Below are 25,886 nucleotides of genomic sequence, written 5' to 3' on the forward strand. Positions count from 1 at the left end.
TTTGTGTTTTATTGGTTTAATTAATATATTTGTTGCGATAGATCTAAAATCACTAATATTCTATATCTAATAACTCATTTAAATCTTTTACCACATGACACTAAAAAAGTTTGTTTTAATTCCCGTAATTATCGGTGTTTTAGCGTGCCTGATCCAGGCTTTAGACCAGTTGTTGTACTCTTCTGTTCCCCCCGAAGGAAATGTCGGTTTCAGTTGGATCTCTTTTCAGTCGTGGGCTGTTTACTTCCTGGCCGGTTGTACGGTGAGGGGAGGGATAAAAGCCTTTATTGCGTATGCGATCGGTATTGCAGCTTCTATCGTTATTATGGTGCTAGGTGGTGCATTGACTCCGGCTTTAGGCTTCTTCGCCGTCCCTGTGGCAGTGGGCGTGATTGCTTTCTGTGCGATCTTCTGTGAGCGTAATGAGTGGCTTTCTCTGGTGCCAGCCCTGTTCATCGGAGCCGGAGCGTTTTTCGCCTTTATGAATTATGTGCCGAATGCGACTTTCTGTACAGCCGCTTTGACAGAAATGATCTATTGTACGATCGGTTTGTTGTTCGGTTATATTACGATCTGTCTGCGTACTGCTTATGAGAAGAAGGTGAATGCAGAAAAAGAAGAAGGGAAAGAATAGAAATACCTGATGTGGATAGTAAAGAAAAGAGGTTGCAGTCAGAAAGCTGCAACCTCTTTTTTATTGTCACCGATTTCCTAAATCGTCATATAATGTCTGTAACAGTACCTTTCCTTTGTTCAGGCGGGTTTCGCTGCCTGTGGAAGGTTCTTCGAGCAATGGTCTGTTGCTTTCGTTGTCATAAACTGAAACACCTGTGCTGTCGATAATCCCGAAGCCGTTAGAGAACGTATAGAAGGAATATTTTGGATATCCCGGATCAAGTATATCCCGGCTAAAGGTGAATTGATCGTGCGGTAATCCTAATTGACTTAGTAAGGTGGCCGCCAAATCTGTCTGATTAGCATACGTGTCGATGGCAACCGGTTCTTTGATTGCACCGCCCAGCCATATCATCGGTATGTGGAAACGAAGTGGCCCGTGTTCCTGGATGGAAGAAGGATAACGGTAACCGTGGTCGGATATCAGCACGATCAATGTGTTTTTCCAGACGGGTAGTTCCTTTAGCTTGTCTACAAAGCTACCGATACAACTGTCGGTAAAAGCCACCGAGTTGAGATAAGGATTTTCCAGATGATGGAAAGGAACCTCGAACGGCTCGTGACTGCTTAATGTCAGGAATGTACTCAGCCAGGGAGTATTTTCGTCTCTCTCTTTGATCGACTCATACAGATGTGAGAAAGTGATATCATCGTTGGCTCCCCATTTACTGAGACGACTGGTCAGCGGGAAATCCCGGTCGGCTGTGATTTTACTGTATCCGGAGCCGAAGAAATAACTCTGCATATTGGTAAAGTTGATGTCTCCACCATAAAGCATATCGGCTGTATATCCCTGTTCGTTCAGACTTTTGGCAATGGAAGGAAGTGTCTGGCTTTTGGCCGGATACTTCATGATGGATGTTGTAGGTTGTGCCAGATAACCGTTCAGTACGGCGACTATCCCACGGTCGGTACGGAAGGAGTTGGCATACATATTAGTAAATGTAACTCCTTCTTTGCTTAGCCTGTTCAGGTTGGGCGTGATCCCTGCTTCTCCACCGACGGCTTCAATGGCATTAGCCGAGAAACTTTCCAGCAGAATGATCAGGACATTAGGTCGGTCGGTAGTCAATAGCGCGACCTTTTCCGTACTGTTCGTCAGGCTATCGTTGTGATGGGTGAGTGCTGTATAGCGTTCCCGTCTTTCTTCTTCCGGAAAGAAATTGAACTGCGCCGCAAAATCCTGCTGTTTGCTTAATGACGCCAGCAGGCTGAAGGCCGGGTTGATTGCCGAGTGATTCAGAAATTGATTTTTACTGAAATAAACCATTCCCACATTTGCTGTAGAAGTCGTTACCCCGCCCCGGATAGGAATAAATAAAATACCTCCGAGAAGCAAGACTGCGACCGATCCACCCACCCGGTTGTGTGCAGGTGTGACCGGGAATAAAGGAATGATCAGTTTCCGGAAAGCCAGAAAGATTCCGTATGCATATAATAGGAATAACCCGAACTGCAAAAAGAATGTTCCGACAGGCACGCTAGCCATCGCATCGGCCGGCGATTGCAGATAAAAGAACAGGGTGGCATCTAGCCTGAACCCCCAATATCCGTATAAAGCAACATCGACCGCAAAGATAGCCGCAATGACCAGTCCCATCACCAGGAAGTAACCTTTCAGGACTTTTTTGTAAAAAGTTCCCGGCAACCAGATAGAAACCAGTACGCAGAGAAACGGTATCACCGTCAGGTATCCTGAAACCGTACAGTCCAGTAATAGTCCATGAGTAATTACCTTAAGGTAATCGATTAGCGAACATCCGTTCGCTAAGGCATGGTGATATAACATAAAGACCGGCTTTTGAATAGCAAGAAGCGGAAGCCAGGTGATAAATACTGCCAGAAGAAACAAAATACGTTTTTTCATCTTTACGGGTATTTAGATGTTACTTAAAATAAAGAAGGGCGACTGTAACAGCCGCCCTTGTCTTAATTATTTATATAACTTTTCGCGTAGTTCGGCTATAGTCGGATCAGTGATATAATCATCGTAATCCATCATCTTGTCGATGATGCCGTTAGGTGTCAGTTCGATAATACGGTTTGCCACAGTCTGGATGAACTCGTGGTCATGGCTGGAGAAAAGGACGTTTCCCTTGAATGACTGCAACGTATTATTGAATGCCTGGATAGATTCCAAGTCCAGATGGTTAGTCGGTGTATCCAGGATAATCGTGTTGGCATCCGTCAGCATCATTCGGGAAATCATGCAACGCATTTTCTCGCCTCCCGACAGTACACTTACCTTTTTCTGCAACTCTTCGCCCGAGAACAACATACGTCCCAGAAAACCTTTCAGGAATACCTCGTTCGTGTCTCCGGCAAACTGGCTCAACCAATCGAGCAGGTTATAATCCGAGTCGAAATACTTCGCATTATCCAGCGGCAGATAAGTTGTCGTGATGGTCTGTCCCCACTGATACGTACCGGCATCCGCTTTCTCTTCTCCATTGATGATCTGGAAGAATGCCGTCATGGCACGCGGGTCGCGGCTGATGAAAACGATCTTGTCGTCTTTCTCCACATTCAGGTTGAAATCTTTGAAGAGCACCTTTCCTTCGATGCTTTTTGTCAGTCCTTTTACCTCCAGGATCTGATTACCCGGTTCGCGGTTAGGTGTAAAGATAATACCCGGATAACGGCGCGAAGACGGCTTAATCTCTTCGATATTCAGCTTTTCGATCATCTTCTTGCGGCTGGTAGTCTGTTTTGACTTTGCAACGTTGGCACTGAAACGGCGAATGAACTCTTCCAGTTCCTTTTTCTTTTCTTCAGCCTTCTTGTTCTGGTTCTGCTGCTGGCGGAGAGCCAACTGGCTTGATTCGTACCAGAAGCTATAGTTACCGGCAAACATCTGCAACTTATTGAAGTCGATGTCGACCGTATGTGTACAAACAGAGTCGAGGAAGTGACGGTCATGGCTCACTACCAGGATTGTATGGTCGGAGTTAGACAGATAGTTTTCCAGCCAGCCCACCGTTTCAAGGTCGAGGTCGTTGGTCGGCTCATCTAAAAGCAGGTTGTCCGGCTGTCCGAAAAGGGCGCGGGCAAGTAATATACGAACCTTTTGCTTACCGCTAAGGTCTTTCATCATGCTGTAATGATACTCTTCGGCGATACCCAGACCGCTCAAAAGGTTGGCTGCATCACTTTCGGCATTCCATCCTTCCATCTCGGCGAACTTTTCTTCCAGTTCCGATACACGGATACCGTCGGCATCGCTGAAATCAGGTTTTTCGTAGAGCGCATTCTTTTCGCTCATCACTTCCCACAGGGTGGTGTGTCCCATCAGGACAGTATCCATTACTGTATGCTCATCGAAAGCAAAGTGGTCCTGGCTTAATACCGAGAGGCGTTCCCCCGGGCCTAAAGTTACCGTGCCGCGTGTCGGATCCAGCTGTTTGCTGATCACACGCAGGAAAGTTGATTTCCCGGCACCATTGGCACCGATAATGCCGTAGCAGTTGCCCGGCGTAAACTTCATGTTTACATCCTGAAAGAGGATACGTTTACCGAACTGTACGTCCAGATTGTTAACCGTTATCATATCTTGTATACCTATTAAATTTCGAATGAGAGCGCAAAGATACAAAAAAATATCCGTATATGGCTTTGTGGCTCTTATATATATGTAGAGGACTATTGCCCCACAGTTTTCAACAGATTCTAAGTTTTATTAAATAATTCGCTCTGGAATAAAATACTTACATTAATGTACATATTGAAAATAATTGTCTACTTTTGTGCTCTAAAACATTAAAATAAACTCAACAAAGATGGCTGCAACAAAACGTATTAAGCGTGCATTAGTCTCTGTATTCCATAAAGAGGGACTGGATGAAATTTTAAAAAAGCTTCATAACGAAGGTGTTAGCTTCGTTTCAACAGGGGGAACTCAAACATTTATCGAATCATTAGGCATCCCTTGTGATGCTGTGGAAGACCTGACAGGTTATCCTTCTATCCTGGGAGGACGTGTTAAGACGCTTCACCCGAAAGTATTCGGTGGTATCCTTACCCGTAGAGACAACGAAGGCGACAAAGGCCAGATTGAACAATACGAAATTCCTGAAATTGATTTAGTGATTGTAGACTTGTATCCGTTCGAAGAAACAGTGGCTTCGGGTGCGGAAGAACAGGCAATCATCGAAAAGATAGATATAGGCGGTATCTCATTGATCCGTGCCGCTGCAAAGAACTTCAAAGATGTAGTAATCGTAGCTTCCAAAGCACAGTATCAGCCCTTGATGCAGTTGCTGAATGAAAAAGGGGCGGAAACTTCCCTGGAAGACCGTAAATGGTTCGCCAAAGAAGCTTTTGCCGTTTCATCCGGTTATGATTCTGCTATTTTCAATTATTTTGACGGACGCGAAGGTTCACACTTCCGTGCTACTGTAGACCAGCCGATGAGCCTGCGTTATGGCGAAAACCCTCACCAGGCAGCTAAGTTCTATGGTAAGTTCAGCGATATGTTCGACCAGATCCACGGCAAAGAGATCTCCTACAATAACTTGCTGGATATCGATGCCGCTGTCAGTCTGATCGACGAATTCGATGAACTGACATTCGCTATCCTCAAACATAATAATGCTTGTGGTATCGCATCCCGTCCGACTGTGCTCGAAGCATGGAAAGATGCATTGGCCGGTGACCCGGTTTCTGCATTCGGCGGTATCCTGATTACCAACACGCCGATCGATAAAGAAGTAGCTGAAGAGATCAACAAGATCTTCTTCGAAGTGATCATCGCCCCGGAATATACAAAAGACGCTTTGGAAGTGTTGATGCAGAAGAAAAACCGCATCATCCTGATCCGTAAGGAAGCAAAGACTTGTCCGATGCAGTTCCGTTCACTGTTGAATGGTGCCCTGATGCAGGAAAAAGACCTCAGTATCCAGACTGCTGCAGATCTGGAACCGATGACTGACAAACAACCTACTTCTCAGGAAGTAGAAGACCTATTGTTCGCTAATAAACTGGTGAAACACAGTAAGTCAAACGCTATCACCCTGGTAAAGAACAAACAGCTTTGCGCAAGTGGTATCGGTCAGACATCGCGTGTAGACTCTTTAAAGCAAGCTATTGAAAAGGTAAACGCTTTCGAATTCGATTTGAAAGGTGCCGTTATGGCTTCTGATGCATTCTTCCCATTCCCTGACTGTGTTGAAATAGCTGATAAGGCAGGTATTACTGCAGTTATTCAGCCGGGTGGTTCTGTAAATGACAAGTTGTCCGTTGAATATTGCAACGCGCATGGCTTGGCTATGGTTAAGACGGGAGTCCGTCATTTCAAACATTAAAAAAACACCTTATTAAAAAATGGGATTATTTTCTTTCACACAAGAAATAGCGATGGACCTGGGTACTGCTAATACCATCATCATCAGTGGTGGTAAAGTAGTAGTGGATCAGCCATCGGTAGTTGCCCTCGACAGACGTACCGACAAAGTGCTGGCTGTCGGTGAAAAGGCACGCCAGATGCACGGAAAGACGCACGAGAATATTCGTACGATCCGTCCGCTTCGTGACGGTGTGATTGCCGACTTCTTTGCTGCAGAGCAAATGATACGCGGTCTGATCAAAATGATAAATCCGAAACACCGTTGGTTTTCTCCTTCGCTCCGGGTGGTAGTATGTATTCCTTCCGGTAGCACTGAAGTCGAGATCCGTGCCGTACGCGACTCTGCCGAACATGCCGGAGGCCGTGATGTATATATGATTTATGAACCTATGGCTGCTGCGATCGGTATCGGTATCGATGTGGAAGCACCCGAAGGCAACATGATCGTAGATATAGGCGGTGGTACAACCGAGATCGCTGTTATCTCGCTGGGAGGTATCGTTTCCAATAAATCGATCCGTATAGCAGGAGACGACCTGACGGCTGATATTATGGAATATATGCGTCGCCAGCACAATGTGAAGGTGGGTGAACGTACTGCCGAGTTGATCAAGATCAATGTCGGTTCTGCATTGACATTCCTGGATAATCCGCCCGAAGATTATATCGTACACGGTCCGAACCAGATGACAGCTCTTCCGATGGAAGTACCTGTTTCTTATCAGGAAATTGCACACTGCCTGGAGAAATCGATCTCGAAGATGGAAGCGGCTATCCTGAGTGCGTTGGAACAGACTCCGCCTGAACTGTATGCCGATATCGTTCGTAACGGTATCTATCTGGCCGGTGGCGGTGCCTTGATGCGCGGACTCGACAAACGTTTGACTGATAAGATCAACATTCCGTTCCATATTGCCGAAGATCCGTTGCATGCGGTAGCGAAAGGTACGGGCGTAGCGTTGAAGAATATAGATAAATTTAATTTCCTTATTCGATAAGGGAAATAATGTGCCAGTTAATCAATATGCCAATGTGCCAATAAGAGGCGCATTCGTTGGTGTATTGATTAATTGGCATATTGGTACATTATCAAATTGGCACATTATTATTTATGCGTAAACTGCTGGACTTCCTGGTAAGAAAGAGGCATTGGTTTCTGTTTGTTTTGCTTGAGATTGTTTCGCTGATGTTGATTTATCGCAATAATGCGTACCAGCGGAATATTATCTTCAGTTCGGCAAATGTATTGACAGGGCATGTCTCTTCTGTCTCCGGTTATGTGACTTCCTATCTCGACCTTCGTGAAATAAACAAGGAGTTGTTGGAAAGGAACGGGCAGCTGGAAATGGATTTACTGGAGTTGCAGGATCGTTTGGATATGATGATGGCTGATACGGTACATTTTGCCGGATTTGCTCCCGACTCGGTCGAACAGTTCCCGTATAGTTTTGTTTTGGCGGAGGTGACGAATAACAGTGTGACCCACCTTTCGAACTATATTACTGTGAACAAAGGACGTAAGGATGGAATTGCTCCGGATATGGGCGTTGTTTCCGTACAGGGAGTTGTGGGGATTGTATCGACTGTGGCAGATCATTTTTCTGTCATTATTCCGTTGCTTAATCCTAAATCGAAGCTTAGCTGCAAGGTATTGGGTAGTAGTTATTTCGGTTCATTGAGTTGGAACGGACGCAGCACACGATATGCCAATCTGGAAGAGTTGCCCCGTCATGTGGAGTTTCAGAAAGGTGATACGATCGTAACCAGCGGTTATTCGAGTGTATTCCCTGCTGGAATTGTCGTGGGGACGGTAGCTGATTTTGAGAAACAGCATGACGATAACTTCTTTACGCTGAAAGTAGAGCTGGCAACAGATTTTCAGTCATTGAAGAACGTTCGTATCATAAAGAATTATAATCAGGAAGAACAGATAAGGGTAGAACAAGAAGCAAGAAGAAATGATTAATAATTTAATAAGGGGATTGCTTTATTTTGTTGTATTGGTGTTGATTCAGGTGTTGATCCTGAATAATATCCATTTCCTGCGGATCGCAACACCGTTCCTGTATCTTTATTTTATCGTAAAGATGCCGGTCGGTTCACCACGTGATCTGGTTGTTCTTTTCTCGTTCCTTATCGGTCTGGTGATCGATGTATTTTCAAATACCCCGGGAATGCATGCCGCAGCATGTACCTTAACCGGATTTATCCGTGAGCCGTTGATACGTTTTTATATGGGTAAGGATCTTCCCGACGGGATATATCCTTCTTATAAGACATTCGGATATGGTGGTTTTTTCCGGTATGTACTGTCATTAGTGGTGATTCATCATGTAACCTTGTTCCTGATCGAGTCGCTGACCTTATTCGACCCGTTATTCCTTGCCCTCCGTATCGGAGCGAGTGTGATAACGACTACATTATTAATTTGTACAATAGAAGCATTCAATATAGAGACACAGAAGAGTGGAGACTAATGCAAAGTATACACTTGAGAACAGGCGTTATGTTATAATAGGCGCCGTGGTTCTGTTGGTTCTCATCTTTATTGCTCGTTTGTTCTACCTTCAGGTGGTAGAGAACGACTATAAAGCATGGGCAGACAGTAATGCATTCCTGAAAAAAACGTTGTATCCTTCCCGTGGGATAATTTATGACCGCAATGGTAAACTTCTTGTATATAACCAGCCTGCTTACGACGTCATGCTTATTATGCGTGAAGTACAGCCTTTCGATACACTGGACTTCTGTAAGATCTTGAGTATATCGAGAGAACAATTCGATAAACGTATTGCCGATATAAAGAATCGGCGGTTGAATCCCGGTTATTCTTCTTATGTACCGCAGGTCTTTATGAATCACCTGTCGGCACAGGAGTGTGGCGTTTTGCAGGAAAAGCTTTATAAATTCCCCGGCTTTTATATCCAGAACCGTACGATCCGGCAGTATGAATATCCGAATGCAGCCCATGTACTGGGAAATATCGGTGAAGTGAACCGGAAAGATATTCAAAGCGATGACTATTATGTGCAGGGGGATAACTCCGGACGTTCAGGAGTGGAACGATCGTATGAAAAGGAGCTGCGTGGTGTAAAAGGGGTGGAGATCCTTCTCCGGGATGTACACGGGCGTATCAAAGGTAAATATGATGAAGGAAACAGTGACGTCGCACCTGTATCCGGAAAGAATCTGACGCTTTCTATCGATATGGACTTGCAGGCCTATGGCGAGAAGCTTATGAGAAATAAGGTTGGAAGTATCGTGATGATAGAACCGGCGACAGGCGAAGTGCTTTGCCTGGTCTCTTCGCCGAACTATGATCCTGGCTTGCTGGTAGGACGTCAGAGAGGAAAGAATCATCACCTTTTGAGTGAAGATCCTCAAAAGCCTCTTATCGACCGTGCGATCACTGGATTTTATCCTCCCGGGTCAACATTCAAACCTACACAGGGACTAATCTTTCTACAGGAAGGGGTTATTACTCCTGAAACGATGTATACCTGTGCACATGGTTACACCTATCGCGGAGGAAAACCTGCCTGTCACGGACATCCTTCTCCTTTGAGCTTGGTTCCCGCTTTGGCTACTTCGTGTAACTCTTATTTTTGCTGGGGGTTACATGATATGTTGGATAGTCGGCGTCGGTATCCGAGTGTTCAGGAAGCTTTTGAAATTTGGAAAAATCATCTTGTATCGATGGGATATGGTTATCCGTTAGGTATAGACCTGCCCGGAGAGAAAAGGGGATATATCCCCAACAGTAAGGTGTATGATAAAGTATACGGAGGACGTTGGAATTCCAGCACCGTTATTTCCATTGCGATCGGGCAGGGAGAAGTTTCCGCTACGCCGTTACAGATATGTAATCTGGCCGCAACGATTGCCAACCGAGGGTATTTTATAACTCCGCATGTGGTAAAGGAAGTACAGGACACACCTTTGGATACGCTATATACGAATAAACGTTATCCGACGATTGACTCGAAATATTATGATATTGTAGCCGAGGGGATGCGCAATGCTGTATTGGGCGGTACTTGCTGGAGAGCGGCTATTCCCGGTATCGAAGTATGCGGTAAGACCGGAACAGCGGAGAATCCTCATGGAAAGGATCATTCGGCCTTTATTGGTTTTGCTCCTTATAAAGATCCTAAGGTCGCGATTTGCGTGTATGTGCAGAACGGAGGTTTCGGGGCGGCATTCGGTGTACCGATCGGTAAGCTGATGATGGAACTTTATTTGAAAGGAGAAATCGCTCCGGAAGATAAGGTGCTGGAAGAACAGATAAGTAATACGGTAGTGGATTCTGACAGAATATATTCTTTAGTAGATCGTGGGTTATAGAAAGACGGAAATATGGAAAACGGTCGACTGGTTCACCATCATACTTTACTTGTTGATGATAGTGGCCGGTTGGTTTACAATTTGTGGTGCGAGCTTCGAATTCGACAGTATGGGATTGTTCGATATAAACGGCCGGCCGGGATCACAGTTGATGTGGGTCGGTATATCGATGGTGGTTATATTCGTTATATTGATGCTCGAAAGCGACTTTTTTGATGTATTCGCCTACCTGATCTATGCCGCCGTCATTGTCTTGTTGATAGCTACAATCTTTCTGGCTCCTAATGTCAAAGGATCACATTCCTGGTTGCAGTTGGGTTCTTTCCGCATTCAACCGGCTGAGTTCGCGAAGTTTGCCACGGCGTTGGCTGTCGCGAAGTTTATGAACTCCTATGGATTTAAACTGACTACCGTAAAGAATTTCTCCATAACGCTAATGCTTATTTTCCTGCCGATGATTTGTATTATCCTGCAAAAGGAGACAGGATCAGCACTGGTTTATTTTGCTTTCTTTCTGATGCTCTACCGGGAAGGTATGTCCGGATATATTTTGTTGGCAGGAGTTTGTGCCGTGGCTTTCTTTGTGACGACCATGAAATTTTCGGATGTCATGGTTGGGGCGACCGCGATGGGAGAGCTGATCGTTTCGACGATGATACTTGTTATATCTTTTATTCTTGTCGTAGTGGTACGTAAGGACAGGATGGCGTTGCAGGTAATGTTGGGAGGAACAGGAGTTGTTTATCTGGCTGCTTACATCGTTTCTTTGTTCATGCCCGTTAATTTTGCCTGGGTATCGATGGGACTGGTCGGGCTGGCTGTCGTTTACCTGGTTTATCTTTCCGTACGGAACTGGGTATGGCATTATGCATTGATCGCCGCTTTCGCTTTGGGATCTATGGCATTTATGTATTCGGTGGATTATGTGTTTGATGAGATACTGGAACCTCACCAGCAAATCCGTATCAAAGTATCATTGGGGTTGGAAGACGATCCGAGTGGTGCCGGATATAACGTGAACCAGTCGAAGATCGCCATCGGATCGGGAGGACTCACCGGAAAAGGCTTTTTAAACGGGACACAGACCAAGCTGAAATATGTGCCGGAGCAGGAAACAGACTTTATCTTTTGCACGGTCGGAGAGGAGCACGGATTTATCGGTTCCACCCTGGTGCTTTTTCTGTTCGGAGTATTTATTGTCAGGTTGGTTATCCTTTCCGAACGGCAGAATACGGCATTCGGTCGGGTCTACGGATACAGTGTCGCATCTATTTTCTTTTTCCATCTGGCCATTAATGTGGGTATGGTGACCGGATTGACTCCGGTGATCGGTATTCCGTTGCCTTTCTTCAGTTATGGAGGCTCTTCTTTGCTTGGGTTTACGATCCTGTTGTTTATCTTTCTGCGGCTGGATGCTTCCCGGAGAGAACGGTAATCACTTCGCCTTCTCCACCCGGAAACCTATCTCCTGAATCCCTCTTAAAGTGCTGTCGCGCATTCCCTGGCGGAAACTGAATGTGTACATGCCTGTATGCTCGAATCTGTATTTCTCCCGTATCGGAAAACTGGATTGGAATAACGAAATGCCATGTCCGTACCACTTACCGAACTCATCGGCCAATACGCACTCTACGGTATCTCTTTTCAGCGGGCCTATCGGCTGTTCTTCATTGCAGAATAACCAGAGGTTCTGATAAGGGTACATATTATTGTTACGTACTTCGAGTATCAGATCATAAGGAACGGAAATGTCGTCTACCTGAAAAGAGAAGTAATATTCCTTATCCTTCCCCCACGCTGTATTATCAATGGCCTGGTACTGGTCGTACAAGGCCTGTTGATCGCAGGAGAAGCATAAGGATATAAATAGAACGACAATGAGTCCCTTAAGCTTCGGGCTTGTTCTCCGGCTTATTCCCCGGTTTAGCTTGTTGCTGAGGTTTGTCATTATTCGCAGGCTTGTCATTATTACCTTTAGGCTTTTGTTTGTTTCTGTTATTCCGGTTGTTATTGTTGTTGCGGTTGTTGTTATTGTTACCACCGCCTCTGTTTCCGTTGTTATTATTATTGTTTCCGGAATTCCTGTTGTTTTCGTTGCCGGATGGCTTTTCGCCGTTAGCCGGAGCTGGTCGGTTGTTTGCCGGACGATTATTGGCCGGTTTACTGTTGCCATTTTCTCCGTTGGCAGGAGCATTGTTGTTTGTCGGGGTTCCGTTATTGCCACCTCCGTTATTTCCGGCCGGACGTTTTTTCTTCTTTTTCTTAACAGAGTCGAAGCGGGTAACGCTGTCCTGACCGAGGATGTCTTGTGCATCGCGTTTCGGCGGTTGCGGTTTCGTATCGGCTTCCAGTGTGACCGGCTTACTTCCTTTCTTATTCATATTGATCACATCGAAAGCACGATCGACTGATATTGTGATCAGGTTCGCCGCAAATGACTTATCTGTTGAATAAGTGATCTCGCGTTTGAAAATATCTGTCTTGAAATGATAGTAATTGTTGTCCTTCGTCTCCAGTACGATCTCCCGCGACGGCAAACGTTTCTGTGCTTCGACATATGCATCGACTTCGTAGTTGATACAGCATTTCAGCTTGGCGCATTGTCCGGCCAGCTTTTGCGGATTCATAGAAATATCCTGGTAACGGGCAGCTCCGGTTGCAACAGATACGAAACTTGTCATCCAGCTCGAGCAACATAGTTCGCGACCGCATGGCCCGATACCACCGATACGTCCGGCCTCCTGGCGGGCACCGATCTGCTTCATTTCGATACGGACACGGAAAGCTTCAGCCAGAACCTTAATCAGTTGGCGAAAGTCGACACGCTCGTCGGCAATATAATAAAAGATAGCCTTGTTGCCGTCTCCCTGATACTCCACGTCGCCGATCTTCATGTTCAGTCCCAGATCAGCCGCGATCTGGCGCGAACGGATCATGGTTGCATGTTCTTTGCCTTTAGCCTCTTCGTATTTTTCGATGTCGGTCGGTTTAGCCTTGCGGTAGACCTTTTTAGGTTCATACCCTTCGCCGGTACGTACATTATTCTTTTTCATCTGAAGAAGAACGAGTTTCCCGGTAAGCGTGACGGTACCTATATCGTGTCCGGGACTGGCCTCTACGGCTACCATGTCCCCTTTTTCGAGAGGTATTTTGGAACTGTTCAGAAAATACCCTTTGCGGGTATTCTTAAATTGTACTTCTACGTAGTCGGTTGCATTTTCCGCATCGGGAACGTCGCAGAGCCAATCGTAGGTGTTTAGTTTATTATTTTGTATTTTGCTGCATCCTTTTTTTCCCATGCAGCAACCACCTGTATTTAGTTTGAAATCCATTGTCTGGTAATATATATGTATTTATAGTGTCTACAATTACGCAAAAATAGTCAAATATTCTCAGAGAATGAGCAAGGTATAGTGAAAAAACAAGAATGGCGGAAATGTGAAAGGCCCCCAAACCAGTATAACTACCGTTTGAAGGCCTTTAATTATAAATATAGTAACAGTTTATTTTACTAAGCCGTGACTTTTAAATACTTTGTGTATCGCTTCAAGCGCCTTGTCCAGCTGTTCTTTCGTATGAGTAGCCATCAGGGAGAAGCGGATCAGTGTATCTTCGGGAGCAACGGCAGGTGAAACCACCGGATTAACGAATATTCCTTCTTCGAATAATTCTTTAACGATGAGGAATGTCAGGTCGTTATCGCGAATGAATAACGGGATGATCGGTGTTGAAGTATGTCCGATTTCGCAACCCATATTGCGGAAACCGTCTAAGGCATAATGGGTCAGATCCCAAAGATGCTTGATACGTTCCGGTTCGCTCAGCATTATATCGAGAGCCGCACCGGCAGCTGCGGTAGCAGACGGTGTATTACTTGCGCTGAATATATACGAACGTGAATTGTGACGAAGGTAGTTGATCGTCTCTTTATCCGATGCGATAAATCCGCCGATAGAGGCCAGCGATTTACTGAACGTGCCCATGATAAGGTCTACATCGTCCGTAACGCCAAAGTGGTTACAGGTACCACGTCCGTGATCTCCCAGAACGCCTAAGCCGTGTGCTTCGTCGACCATGATGCTGGCATTGTATTTTTTAGCCAGGGCAACGATCTCCGGTAGTTTGGCTACATCGCCTTCCATACTGAATACACCATCGATAACGATCAACTTTACTTTGTCGGGTTCGCATTTCTGGAGTTGTTTTTCCAGCGAATCCATATCGTTATGCTTGTATTTCAGCTTGGTGGAGAAGGAAAGACGATGACCTTCGATAATAGAGGCATGGTCTAATTCATCCCATAGGATATAATCTTCACGTCCTGTCAGGCAGGATACTACTCCCAGATTAACCTGGAAACCCGTAGAGTATACGATTGCGTCTTCTTTGCCGACAAATTCAGCCAGACGTTTCTCCAATTGGATATGGATATCAAGCGTACCATTCAGGAAGCGCGAACCTGCGCAGCCTGTACCATATTTCTTGATCGCTTCGATTGCCGCTTCTTTTACTTTAGGATGGTTAGTCAATCCTAAATAAGCGTTAGAACCAAACATCAAGACTTTCTTACCGCTGATCATTACCTCAGTGTCCTGATCGCTTTCGATCATTCTGAAATAAGGGTAAATTCCTGCAGCCATTGCTTTTTGAGGAGCATCGTACTTTGCTAGTTTCTCTTGTAAAAGTTTCATATTATTATTGAAGAGAATGATTTTCTCGCTTTTTAAAATTCTATTAGAGAACTGTAGGTTTGTCGCATACATATTCACCTATGTTTCGGCAAATCCAGCCGCAAAAGTAGTAAAAAAATAACTTATAGTTGCCTTAATGCTTTAAAAGTTTTACAAAAGCATTATTTTTGTCCCTTCAATCTTTATAAACAGTTAGGATGGACGGGAAAATAATAAAGGTGCAGGCTATAATAAATCCTATATCCGGAGTAGGTTCAAAAAGAAAGATACCCAAAATGATAGAACAGATGTGCGAAAAGGGCAACTGTCTGCTGGATATCTCTTTTACCGAATACCGGGGGCATGCAAGTGAGTTGACGAAAAAAGCGATTGATGAGGGCGCCAACTGCATTATAGCAGTAGGGGGGGATGGTACGGTTAATGAAATAGCCCGTGCCATGCTTCATTCGGATGCTGTATTAGGGATTGTTCCGAAAGGATCGGGTAACGGACTGGCGCGTGAGCTGCATATTCCGATGGACGCCAAACGGGCACTGGATCTGATTGCGAAAGGGCATATTTCGACAATCGATTGCTGTAGGGCAAACGGCCAGGTGTTTTTCTGTACTTGCGGAGTGGGCTTTGATGCTGCCGTCAGCCAGAAGTTTGCCGAAGAAAGGCGTCGCGGCTCTCTTACCTATATAAAGAACACGGTGGAGGAATATCTGAGTTACAAACCGGAACCTTATGAGTTATTGGTGGATAACCAGACGATCAAGGAAAAGGCTTTCCTGGTGGCATGTGCCAATGCATCGCAGTACGGGAATAATGCGTTTATCGCTCCCCATGCCAATATCCAGGACGGAAGAATGGATCTGACCATTCTGTCTCCTTTCACTCCCCTGGACATTGCACCGCTGGCAATCCAGCTTTTCACGAAGCAGATCGACCGCAACAGTAAGATCAAGACACTGAAAGCCCAGCAGGTTACAATTATCCGTCAGGAACCGGGTGTGATGCACCTGGACGGTGAACCTATCATGGCCGATAGTAGGATTGACATTTCTGTTATTCCGCAGTCCCTGCATGTTATCACTCCCGAGGTTGTCTCTTTTACGAAAGAAGTACATAACCTGTTCGGGGAAGTGACCCGTTTCTTCGATAAAAGATTACCTTACATTTTCAGATAAAACTCTTTGGTGAGGGCAATATATTCCGGGGTGTACTGATGACGAGCTTCTTCGATAGTCAGTGTATCCCGGTTTTTTATGTTTTCTTCTGTGGTGGATAGTTCCACCAGCAACCGCTTGGGGGCTGCTCCGGGAGTAGGGATCACATCCGTCTGCCTGCAGATATATAAATGGTTTGCCGAAGCAAGCGCCTTCACCTCTTCCAGCCGTTCGTAAGGTAAAACCAATGCAATCCGTCCGCTGGGTGATAACAGGGTCTGGGCTTCCCTGATCAGATCGGAAAGTAACAAGGTGTCAGTATGGCGGGCCACTGTACGTTTATTGTCCGGGCATTTCAATGAATTGATAAAATAAGGAGGATTGGATACAATCAGATCATACCTTTTCTGTTGGTTTGAAGCTGCGAAGTCCGCACAGGAAGCATGTACGACCTTTATTCTTTCTGTGTAAGGGGAGGCCGCTGCATTTTCCGTGGCCTGTACGCATGCCTCTTTATCTATATCGATCGCTTCGACTGTTGCCTGGCTCCGCTGTGCCAGCATCAAAGCGATAATACCGGTGCCGGTTCCTATATCCAGTATGTTCCTGCAAAAGCTCGTGTCTGCCCAAGCGCCGAGCAATACCGCGTCCGTGCCGACTTTCATCGCACATTTATCATGATAGACTGTAAACTTTTTGAACCGGAAATAAGGATTTGCCATACTATTTTATAATGTGAAGCGCAAAAGTAGTTAGAATTGATTGAAAAAACTGTAACTTTGGCACGTTTATTGTATCTGTACATACAATTGATAGGGAACAAAATATGATGAAAGAAAGAATGAAGAGGTTTGCCGAAGAGTCGTACGACGATTTGGATGATAATATTGGGATTGTAATGCCTATCCTTACCGAGTGTGATGTGGATGAGGATTTTACAGAAGGTATAGAAAAAGTGGGTAGCGAAATACCTATTCTCCCGTTGAGGAACATGGTTCTTTTTCCGGGCGTGGCGATGCCGGTAATAGTGGGTCGCCCGAAATCTATGCGTCTGATTAAAGAAGCTGTCCATAAAAAAGCGTTGATCGGTGTTGTTTGCCAGAAAGAAATGAATACGGAAGATCCGGGTTTCGACGATCTGTATACTACCGGTGTGATTGCTGATATCGTGCGTGTCCTGGAAATGCCGGATGGTACGACGACTGTGATCCTGCAGGGAAAGAAACGTTTTGCCTTGGACTCTCTGAAAGATACAGAGCCTTATCTGAAAGGTAAGATCTCATTGCTGGAAGATAAAATGCCGAAAAAGTCCGACCGTGAGTTTGAAGCACTGATCTCCACTATCAAAGATCTGACGATTAAAATGCTGGGCGCTTTGAACGAACCGCCCCGTGATCTGATCTTTTCAATAAAGAATAATAAGAATGTTCTTTACCTGATCAATTTCTCCTGTAGCAATATTCCCAGCGGATCGGCTGAGAAGCAGGAACTTTTGTTGATCGGTGACCTGAAAGACCGTGCTTACCGCTTGTTGTTTATCCTGAACCGTGAATACCAGCTGGTGGAACTCAAAGCTTCCATCCAGATGAAGACGCATGAGGATATCAACCAGCAACAGAAAGAATATTTCCTGCAACAGCAGATCAAAACGATCCAGGAAGAACTGGGTGGTAATATAAATGATCTGGAGATAAGGGAATTGCGTGAAAAGGCTTCCCGTAAAAAATGGCCGGCTGCTGTCGCTGAAATATTTGAAAAAGAAGTTCGTAAGTTGGAACGTCTGCATCCGCAGTCGCCTGATTTTTCTATACAGACACAATATGTGCAGGCCATAATCAACCTGCCGTGGAATGAATACAGCAAAGATAACTTTAACCTGATTCATGCTCAGAAAGTGCTCGACCGCGATCATTACGGACTGGAAAAAGTGAAGGAACGTATTATCGAGCATCTGGCCGTATTGAAGTTGAAAGGGGATATGAAATCGCCTATTATCTGTCTGTATGGCCCTCCGGGTGTCGGTAAAACTTCCTTAGGAAAGTCGGTTGCCGAAGCATTGCATCGTAAGTATGTCCGTATCTCTCTGGGCGGATTGCATGATGAAGCGGAGATACGCGGCCACCGTCGTACGTATATCGGTGCGATGGCAGGTCGTATCATCCAGAATATTCAGAAGGCAGGAAGTTCGAACCCTGTATTTATCCTGGATGAAATAGATAAAGTGACGAATGACTTTAAAGGCGATCCTGCTTCTGCTTTGCTGGAAGTGCTCGACCCGGAACAGAATTCGACATTCCATGACAACTATCTGGATATTGATTATGATCTGAGCAAGGTTATGTTCATCGCTACTGCCAATAACCTGAATACGATCTCCCAGCCGTTGTTGGATCGTATGGAGTTGATCGAGGTAAGCGGTTATATTCTGGAAGAGAAAGTGGAAATCGCTGCCCGTCACCTGGTGCCGAAGCAGTTGGAAGCACATGGCCTCAGTAAAGGAAAGGTGAAACTGCCTAAAAAGACTTTGCAGGTTATTATCGAGTCATATACCCGCGAGAGTGGTGTTCGTGAACTGGACAAGAAGATTGCCAAGATCATGCGTAAGCTGGCCCGTAAGGTAGCTTCTGATGAAGCGATCCCCTCACAGATCAAGCCGGAAGATCTTCATGAATATCTGGGACAGATAGAATATAGCCGTGACAAATATCAGGGCAACGAATACGCCGGTGTGGTTACAGGATTAGCCTGGACTGCAGTAGGAGGTGAGATCCTTTTCGTGGAGTCGAGCCTGAGTCGGGGAAAAGGTTCCAAGTTAACTCTGACAGGAAATCTGGGAGAGGTAATGAAAGAATCTGCCATGTTGGCATTGGAATTTATTCATGCCCATGCTTCTTTATTCGGTATCAACGAAGAGTTATTCGAAAATTGGAATGTACATATCCATGTTCCCGAAGGAGCTATTCCGAAGGATGGCCCCAGTGCCGGTGTAACTATGGTTACATCCCTGGTGTCTGCTTTTACGCAGCGTAAAGTGAAAAAGAACCTGGCAATGACAGGCGAAATAACGCTTCGTGGTAAAGTCCTTCCGGTGGGTGGTATCAAGGAAAAGATCCTGGCTGCTAAACGGGCGGGGATCAAAGAATTGATATTGTGCAAAGAAAACCAGAAAGATATCGAAGAGATCAAAGCTGAATATGTAAAAGGACTTACTTTCCATTATGTGGAAGATATTCGTCAGGTAATAGACATTGCCTTATTAAAGGAAAAGGTGGATAATCCGTTGTTCTGATTCGATTTCTGAATAAGATAAATAACACGAAAAAGCGGCTGTGTTGATACTTTTTGACACAGCCGCTTTTTGTGTTAATTAATACGAATGAGATACTGAAAAAAAGTGTTTTTATTATTTTTGCCTCCTGAAAGCCGTTGATATTCATTTATATTGTCATTTAAACGGATAAAAAAACACTAGTATGAGTTTATTTTATAAGGAAGAACATACCACCTGCTACAATTACCGTTTACCCTCTGTAGCAAACTTTAAAGTGTTGCGTTATGCAGCCGGTGAAGATTTTGTACCGGTTGATGTAAACCGATCGGTTATTGTTTTTTTAATGAAAGGCGAGGTCCTGGTGAACAATGGATTACACAAAGAATATGTTCACAAAGCTGGTCATTTTGTCCTATATCCTCGAAACAGCGAATTCTTATTCAAAGTGCTTAAAGATTGTGTGGTTCTTAGTTGTGCGTTTGTACAATGCCTGAATTTATGTAACCGGTATGCTTTTGAGAAACTGGTTAATTATTTGCCGGATAATTTTCAATACGAATTTCAAATGCCCTCGATCAGGGAACGCTTGAAAGAATTTTGTACTTTGCTTATCCATTGCCTCGACGACGGACTGCAATGTGCCCATTTCCATGAAAATAAAGAAAACGAACTTTTTCTTCTACTTAGATCGTATTATTCCAAAGAAGAACTGGCCATGTTTTTCCAGCCTTTATTGGCTACGGATTTGGACTTCAGGGATTTTGTAATGGATAACTATACCCTGGATATCAATGCCGCTACTCTTGCCGGAAAATTGAATCTGACCCTCAAAACCTTCAATCGCCACTTTGAAAACACTTTCGGAACCTCTTTTCACCAATGGGTGATACAAAAGAAGGTCGAACTGATTTGCCGCGACCTGACATTGACAGAGAAACCTGTTTCTGAAATAGCTATGGATTATAATTTTTCATCGGCAAGCTACCTGACTTCTTTTTGTAAAAAGAACGTTGGGAAAACGCCTATACAAATACGAAATGAGAAATAAAATTGACAAAACCTGTGTAAAACAACAGCTTTTGTCCTAAAATCGTAATTGTTTGTCTTTTTTTTACAATGCACGTTTTTCCCAAAGCCTGTAATTTTGCCCTTGTTAAAAAAAGGCATTTCTTCCTGGAGTGAATGAAAGATAATAAAAGGCAAAAAGTATTGTCCGGGTTAAAAGAAAGCCTATAGAAGTATTTTATTGGAAAATCGAAGACACACTCATGGTGTAAATATTCAGTGGTTTTAAGGAGAGCAGATATGAAGGTATCTGGTTGGCGGAGGATTCAAGTATGAATAAGACTGGATCCTCTCGCCTCACTGAAATATTGAAGTTTTTATTGGTATAGGTAGTCTTCGTTTCCTGAATAAAGAAGTGACCGTATCCCTTGCGAAAAATGTCACGAAAAAATAAACAAAAAAACTATTTTGTCCCGACGAAAGCGGTACTCTCGTTGATATATGTTTTTAATTAATTGAATGAATGAAACAAACACAGCGACATACAACTTTATTTGCATCCGCGTTTAATTTCCATGCGGGATGTGCCGCTTCGAAGGGACAAAATATTGTTGTTTCGTATCCGGACTACATTCTTTATAAAGAAATGCTTCAGCTAGCTGAAGATAGTCGAAGCGGGCGCCGAAAGTCCGCTTCGACTATTGGTTCTAGTATATTTTCTGTTTTGTGTTGTTTTATGTGTTCGAGAGAAGTTCTAAATAATCAGGTAGTCTTGTATGTCTCATTATTCCTGACGGTATTGAACCTTAGTTCGTGCATACGCGAAGAGTTGCCGGCGTGCCCTCCATTGCAGGTTATCCTCGATGTGGAAGACAAGAACTACCATAATATTAATAGTGCCGTACGTTTGGGTTTCGAAGAGTGGAAGAGCGAAGAGCTGCCTTTCCGCGATTATGTCGGCACACTGACCTACCGGCTGCACAATGCCGAGACCGGCGAAGAGGTGCTGGTCGCTCCCGTGGCTCCCGTTGAGGGTGACAAGCAAATGCTCGCTTTGCCGATACCGGAAAACCTCCCCTTCGGCACATACGTCCTGACCGCCTGGGGCAACCTGGCCGGCAGCACTATCCTGACGGAAGAACACAAAGGCGCCAAACTGCATCCTGACAATCTTCCGGGCGAAGACCTCTATCTTGCCCACGACACACTGGTGTACGATCATCTCACGTACGATTATACGATTGGCATGAAACGCGTGAAAGGCAAATTGATTATCCGCGTAGAAGACATGCCCGTTCAATACCAAGCTTCATCGAAGGCGGTGACTGGCCTTTCGGGTTATGTGGACAACCGTTTCAATTACGACCGTTCGCTCGACATGCGGCTAGATACCGTCTGGCCCGCTCCTCGTGAGATACTGACAAAAACGATAATGGCTCCCTCCCTCGAACGCGACTTGTCGGTGCTGACGCTCCGTTTCTTCGAAGGCAACCAATGCAATGAAAGCGCGTACTGGATCAGCCCCGAGGCGGTGACGATGAACATGCAGCGTAACGAGCTGACCATTATGCGATACGTGTACGACAAAAGTTGTTGTTGCTTTAAGATTTACATCTTAATCAACGACCACTGGGAAGTATTGCACTCTATGGAGATTTCATAAGAATATTAGCTAATATGTGTTTATATATTTAATTTTAAAACAATGAAAAAGAGTAAATTTTTAGCTTTCGCGGCACTAGGTTTGCTGACGTTGGCATCATGTAGTGACAGCAATGATCCGATTATTGAAGGAAATGAACAACAAACAGGCGAACAAATTATCGTTTTAGATATGCAAGACACTGACGTATTGTCCACCAAATCACGTCCTTTGTATAGTACTTCCAATAAAGGGGCTGAGACAGTAACCGATTTGCAATTGTTGGTGTTTAAGGTAGAAACCGACAATCAGAAAACATTCGTGAAGTCTATCCATGTCCCTGATTGGGATCTTAAATCTTCCAAGTATGATTATGGACAAAAGATGACTATCCGGTTGACTGGAGATGATAAAATTAAGGAGGATGAGATCGGTAAAGGTGGACAATTTACCGTCGTAGCCGTTGGGCAGGATGAAAAGACAGAAGAACCGAAACCGTTTACATTTGGAGGTAACGGTACTAAACTTTCGGCTTTAAATATTGAAACAACTCCGAGTGCTCCAACCTGGAGCTCTGCTGCTGAAGCGGGAAAAGGTTTTAGTCAATTATTTACAGACGCAATTGATAATTATGCAACACCTGCCAGCGAAATCTTCTCAGGTGAATCAGAACCTACTTTATTAGCTTTTGATGAAGGTGCTCAAATTAATGTCCTGCTGAAACGTCAAGTTGCCGGTGTATTGGGGTATTTCAACCGCATTCCTGCAAAAGTAGGTGATGGAGCCGATGCTAAACACGTCGGCTTTATCCGCCTTGTTTCATCAGCAAGAAATAAACAGTTAGACTTAACAACCCATCTGCCTAAGCAGGAAGACGATGCAACCGAAGATCAAAGCAAAGATGCAGAAACGATTGTGAATGGTTTCGAACCTGCTACTGCTAATGCGAAGTTTAAAGCTACCGCTGATGCTTCTGAAGCAGACGATGCTTATATCGTTTACGAAATCGACTTGGCAAAATGGTTCCCGGGTGGTGTGTCGGCTGAAACGCCAAGTACTTGGAGTGATGATGCTATCGACAATGACGGCCTATTAAAAGCAGACAACTGGATCAACGCCATCAGCGCTGCCAACTCTGCCCCAACCCTTGCTCAAGGTGCCGTATTTGCCGGAGAATTTATGATTCCGTTCAACCATGTAGAAAAAACGAATACATTCGAACTGCAATTGCTCGGGTTTGAAGATAGTGGCGAAAAAGCAATCCTGAAAAGCTGGAACGTCAAACTTGACAGGGCCTCTTGGGATTCAGGAAAGAAAGACGATGCCAATATCTACAACATCTACCGCAACCACCTCTACCAGATCGGTAAACGCGGAAGCGGCGACGATCCTGACCAACCGGGCGTAGACCCCGACAAACCACAGCCGTTGGATAAAGACCAGGATTTGACAATCCGTATCAACGACCAGTGGGAATTCATCCACGATATGGAAATCGAATAATACATCGAAGAATTTTTCTCCGAAAACTTCAAAAATGATGCAGGAAGCAGGCGGAACTTCCCGACAGCTTGAAAAACGCTTTTTCACCCTGGCGCGACTTCCCGAAGAGTCCGAAAATCATTTTTGAAGCTTTCGGAACTTTCCGGAAGGCTCGAAAACGTTGCGGCAACCTCGCGGGATTTTCCGCCTGCTTCCTGCAACGTTTTTGGAGTTTTCGGATAGTTCCGCAACCTTTCCGAAGTTTTTTTCTATTTATAAATTAATAAAACAAAGATGTCATGAAAGAAATCAATTTGAAATTCGATCTTTCTCGCGCCCGTAATGCCGAACATTTCCAGTTTCACACCGATATGCTGAGAACTGTCTCGGAAGAGTTTGCCGACAAGCAGGGCTTTGCTCCACAGCGTGCCGCCTACAAACAATTGTTGGACGTCGAGAATGAATGTTACCTGCGGAACCGAACCTATAAAGATACGGCTGCCATAGAAATGGTAGATCGTAACCGCGACGATCTGTTCCTGTATACGGCCCAGACTATCACGACCGGCAAACTTTGTCCCATCGAATCGAAACGGCAGGCTGCTATCGAGTTAGATTATTTGGTGGCTCCTTACCGCAATGCTCCGCGTTTGAATTATGCTTCCAATACCGCTGCCATCAGCGATTTCCTGGAAAAAATACGTAAACCCGAATATGCCGCATTTGTTACGGCGTTAGACCTTGACGAAGTACTCACCTCCCTTGCAACAGCCAATAACGAATTTAATACAATTTATACCGAACGTTCGGCTGAAACCCTCAGCCGTGCTACCTCTGAAACGATGAAAAGTGCCCGTCCCCTCGTAGACAAGGCCTACAGGGAAATAGTTCTGGCTATCAATGCGCTCTACCGGGTAAACTTTTTGATAACCAATGATGTAAACAAGGAAACGGCTCTAGGCACGGTGATCGACCAGGTAAACGCCCTGATCATCCAGTTGCAACAAACACTCTCGAAGGCAGGCGTTGGTGCAAAGCCTAACTTCAAACCTGACACCGACGGCGGTTCTACCGATAGCGGCAACAACGGCGGCGACGGTGGTGAAGACGATCGTCCGGTAATAGAATAAAAACTCCCTACAGGATAAACATAAAGATGATATATATCGTACGACATATCAGTTGGTTGATACTTTTGCTGCTTACGGCCGCCTGTACTACCGAGGAGATAATCGAACGGGACAATGGCGGAGAGACACAAGGCAGCGATGTTGTGATCGATTTCCAGACAGGAAACGAAAAAAAGACGCGCACGACGTTGACCGGATCGGATCATATCCAGCATGTCACTTATGTGCATCTTTATATATTTAAAGGATCAGATCCTGCCTCCCCCTGCATTGGTGCGGAAGATGTGGAGTGGAGGCAGCCGGTCGGTCAGACTGCCCGGCAAAAATATATGCTGAAAACCAAATTGACGCCTTATGAAACTTATACCTTGCTGGCTGTTGGGCTCGACTGCCGTCTGGATGCGGATGGAAATGCAGACTTGACAACTAATTCGGCTGCGACCTACGGTTTGCCCGGAAGCATTGTTGCCGGAACCCCTCTTGGCGATGCTGTTGCCAAATTGACAGACGCAAAAGAGCAGGACGATATTGCCGGCTCGGAACTTTTTGCCGGTTCGGTCATCATCGAGGCTGCCAGCGACGGAACGGCAATGACTACCGTCGACCTTTGGCGGCGCGTGGCCGGGGTACAAGGATATTTTACGAACATCCCGACCGGGGTGACCCGTATCGAATTGATACTCTATAAAGACCAATACCTGGATGTGCCGTTAATGAAACGGACGATCGGCGATCATGGAACCACGCCTTTGTCCGGTTCGACCGTCTTGCTCGATATTCCCGTCACTGCCGACGAGTTGCAAAAAGAAACGCTCACCGCCGATGACGGAACGACCTACACCAAACTGTCGGGTTCGGTTTTGCAGGCAGCCTATATGCTGCCTGTCGATGCGCCATCCGCCGGGACAGGTACGTTTGTGCTGAAAACTTACAAAGGCGATGTGGAGGAGAAAACTTATAAAGTCAACGCGAAATTACAGAACGGTGCGTTAGTCAACTCTTTTCCTATCCTCGCGAACCATTTTTACACCCTGGGAATCAAGAACGGCACGACCGATGAGCCGATCGACCTGGGAGGAACTATCGACGAAACGGTATTTATCCGCGTAGACGGCAGTTGGCAGGCGGATGTCGATATACCGATGTAGAAGCGAAAA

At 45.1% G+C, this 25,886-nt stretch carries 20 protein-coding genes; 14 read left to right on the forward strand and 6 right to left on the reverse strand.

The features are described from left to right. Positions 1-94 precede the first annotated feature (94 nt). A complete protein-coding gene (locus HMPREF1536_RS16155) occupies positions 95-634 on the forward strand; it encodes a DUF1097 domain-containing protein (RefSeq protein ID WP_028726282.1) in 540 nt (179 codons plus the stop codon). Between the two features lie 66 nt (positions 635-700). On the opposite strand, the gene HMPREF1536_RS16160 is transcribed toward HMPREF1536_RS16155, so the two are convergent. Beyond that, on the reverse strand, positions 701-2,542 hold the full coding sequence (locus tag HMPREF1536_RS16160; RefSeq protein ID WP_028726283.1) for an LTA synthase family protein: 1,842 nt from the start codon (positions 2,540-2,542) through the stop codon (positions 701-703). A gap of 66 nt (positions 2,543-2,608) precedes the next feature. Next, a complete protein-coding gene (locus tag HMPREF1536_RS16165) occupies positions 2,609-4,222 on the reverse strand; it encodes an ABC-F family ATP-binding cassette domain-containing protein (RefSeq protein ID WP_028726284.1) in 1,614 nt (537 codons plus the stop codon). A gap of 229 nt (positions 4,223-4,451) precedes the next feature. On the opposite strand from HMPREF1536_RS16165, the gene purH reads away from it, so the two are divergent. From purH to rodA, 6 genes are all read left to right on the forward strand, one after another. Beyond that, positions 4,452-5,975: a bifunctional phosphoribosylaminoimidazolecarboxamide formyltransferase/IMP cyclohydrolase gene (gene purH / locus HMPREF1536_RS16170; RefSeq protein WP_028726285.1), complete on the forward strand. Its 1,524-nt coding sequence runs from the start codon at positions 4,452-4,454 to the stop codon at positions 5,973-5,975. Between the two features lie 19 nt (positions 5,976-5,994). After that, positions 5,995-7,014, forward strand: coding sequence for a rod shape-determining protein (locus HMPREF1536_RS16175; RefSeq protein WP_028726286.1), 1,020 nt, complete (start codon positions 5,995-5,997; stop codon positions 7,012-7,014). A 113-nt stretch (positions 7,015-7,127) separates the two neighbouring features. Next, complete coding sequence (gene mreC, locus HMPREF1536_RS16180; RefSeq protein WP_028726287.1) at positions 7,128-7,982, forward strand: rod shape-determining protein MreC; 855 nt, start codon at positions 7,128-7,130, stop codon at positions 7,980-7,982. After that, complete coding sequence (gene mreD, locus HMPREF1536_RS16185) at positions 7,975-8,493, forward strand: rod shape-determining protein MreD (protein WP_028726288.1); 519 nt, start codon at positions 7,975-7,977, stop codon at positions 8,491-8,493. Before mreC ends, mreD begins: the two co-directional genes overlap by 8 nt. Continuing rightward, the gene (gene mrdA, locus HMPREF1536_RS16190; RefSeq protein ID WP_028726289.1) at positions 8,483-10,360 is read left to right on the forward strand and encodes a penicillin-binding protein 2; all 1,878 of its coding nucleotides are present in this window, start codon (positions 8,483-8,485) and stop codon (positions 10,358-10,360) included. The genes mreD and mrdA overlap by 11 nt, the downstream gene beginning before the upstream one ends. Then, positions 10,350-11,795, forward strand: a complete 1,446-nt coding sequence (gene rodA, locus HMPREF1536_RS16195; protein WP_028726290.1) for a rod shape-determining protein RodA — start codon at positions 10,350-10,352, stop codon at positions 11,793-11,795. The genes mrdA and rodA overlap by 11 nt, the downstream gene beginning before the upstream one ends. On the opposite strand, the gene gldH is transcribed toward rodA, so the two are convergent. The 3 genes from gldH to spt form a co-directional block, all read right to left on the reverse strand. Then, on the reverse strand, positions 11,796-12,308 hold the full coding sequence (gene gldH, locus HMPREF1536_RS16200) for a gliding motility lipoprotein GldH (RefSeq protein WP_028726291.1): 513 nt from the start codon (positions 12,306-12,308) through the stop codon (positions 11,796-11,798). Continuing rightward, the gene (locus HMPREF1536_RS16205; RefSeq protein ID WP_044191336.1) at positions 12,247-13,692 is read right to left on the reverse strand and encodes a PSP1 domain-containing protein; all 1,446 of its coding nucleotides are present in this window, start codon (positions 13,690-13,692) and stop codon (positions 12,247-12,249) included. The genes gldH and HMPREF1536_RS16205 overlap by 62 nt, the downstream gene beginning before the upstream one ends. Before the next feature lie 171 nt (positions 13,693-13,863). Then, positions 13,864-15,051 (reverse strand): serine palmitoyltransferase, encoded by a 1,188-nt coding sequence (gene spt / locus HMPREF1536_RS16210; RefSeq protein WP_028726293.1) that lies wholly within the window; start codon positions 15,049-15,051, stop codon positions 13,864-13,866. 197 nt (positions 15,052-15,248) lie between these two features. On the opposite strand from spt, the gene HMPREF1536_RS16215 reads away from it, so the two are divergent. Continuing rightward, complete coding sequence (locus HMPREF1536_RS16215) at positions 15,249-16,220, forward strand: diacylglycerol/lipid kinase family protein (RefSeq protein WP_028726294.1); 972 nt, start codon at positions 15,249-15,251, stop codon at positions 16,218-16,220. Here HMPREF1536_RS16215 and HMPREF1536_RS16220 read toward each other — a convergent pair. Further along, positions 16,205-16,921, reverse strand: a complete 717-nt coding sequence (locus HMPREF1536_RS16220; protein ID WP_028726295.1) for a tRNA1(Val) (adenine(37)-N6)-methyltransferase — start codon at positions 16,919-16,921, stop codon at positions 16,205-16,207. The genes HMPREF1536_RS16215 and HMPREF1536_RS16220 overlap by 16 nt on opposite strands. Before the next feature lie 107 nt (positions 16,922-17,028). Here HMPREF1536_RS16220 and lon point away from each other — a divergent pair, with 107 nt between their 5' ends. The 6 genes from lon to HMPREF1536_RS16250 all read left to right on the forward strand — a co-directional run bounded on the left by lon (position 17,029) and on the right by HMPREF1536_RS16250 (position 25,877). Next, positions 17,029-19,488, forward strand: coding sequence for an endopeptidase La (gene lon / locus HMPREF1536_RS16225; RefSeq protein WP_369800835.1), 2,460 nt, complete (start codon positions 17,029-17,031; stop codon positions 19,486-19,488). Positions 19,489-19,672: 184 nt separating this feature from the next. Continuing rightward, complete coding sequence (locus tag HMPREF1536_RS16230) at positions 19,673-20,518, forward strand: helix-turn-helix domain-containing protein (protein ID WP_028726297.1); 846 nt, start codon at positions 19,673-19,675, stop codon at positions 20,516-20,518. Between the two features lie 693 nt (positions 20,519-21,211). Further along, a complete protein-coding gene (locus HMPREF1536_RS16235; protein ID WP_044191339.1) occupies positions 21,212-22,138 on the forward strand; it encodes a hypothetical protein in 927 nt (308 codons plus the stop codon). Between the two features lie 42 nt (positions 22,139-22,180). Next, positions 22,181-23,620, forward strand: coding sequence for a hypothetical protein (locus HMPREF1536_RS16240; RefSeq protein WP_028726299.1), 1,440 nt, complete (start codon positions 22,181-22,183; stop codon positions 23,618-23,620). Positions 23,621-23,898: 278 nt separating this feature from the next. Then, positions 23,899-24,729, forward strand: coding sequence for a DUF6261 family protein (locus tag HMPREF1536_RS16245; RefSeq protein ID WP_028726300.1), 831 nt, complete (start codon positions 23,899-23,901; stop codon positions 24,727-24,729). A 26-nt stretch (positions 24,730-24,755) separates the two neighbouring features. Next, the gene (locus HMPREF1536_RS16250; protein WP_028726301.1) at positions 24,756-25,877 is read left to right on the forward strand and encodes a FimB/Mfa2 family fimbrial subunit; all 1,122 of its coding nucleotides are present in this window, start codon (positions 24,756-24,758) and stop codon (positions 25,875-25,877) included. The last annotated feature ends 9 nt before the right edge of the window (positions 25,878-25,886 follow it).

Source organism: Parabacteroides gordonii MS-1 = DSM 23371 (assembly GCF_000969825.1).
In the GTDB taxonomy this organism is placed as follows: Bacteria; Bacteroidota; Bacteroidia; order Bacteroidales; family Tannerellaceae; genus Parabacteroides; species Parabacteroides gordonii.